General features: G+C 44.0%; 1 protein-coding gene. It reads right to left on the bottom strand.

Going from position 1 to position 516, the window contains the following annotated elements:
- The coding region (locus R7Q48_RS31120; RefSeq protein WP_318134282.1) for a glycyl radical enzyme domain-containing protein at positions 1-516 on the bottom strand (516 nt) is incomplete at both ends.

Genomic DNA, 516 nt, shown 5'->3' with positions numbered 1-516 from the left:
TGAACCACCAGCTAGCGGAAGTGAGTTGTAGCAACTGACGATACCAAACCGCGCTCCGTCATAAGCATTTGCGTGAATTGGGTAATTCGCAATATGAGGCTTGCTACAGTCACAAATATTTTTCGTCGCCTGACGTAACAAATCATCTGGTGTGATCAATTCGTCGTACATAAACGTGAGATTTGGTGCAATTTGCTTGAGCTCTGCGTCCACACGCAAAATAGTGCGACAGATAATGTTGTCTGTCGGCCCGATATTCACGTGCATGAAGGCATCCGGCAACGTGCGATCCAACATGATCCAGAAATGTCGAAGTTTTTTGTAAATCTGCGCTTCAGTTTGGTCGCCTACATAAGGCATCAGGACGTCGTCTAACTGCCCTAAATACACGGGAATATTAGTAACTGACGGCACATGATGATAGATGATGGTAAGCATATTTAGCGCATCATCAAAATCTTCTGCAGATGACAACTCCAAATACTCAGAGCCTTGAGATAAAAACTTAGCATAGTA

This window comes from Vibrio sp. 378 (assembly GCF_033339435.1).
Note: the sequence above shows the minus strand (reverse complement) of the source record. Positions and strands in the feature narration are given on the sequence as shown.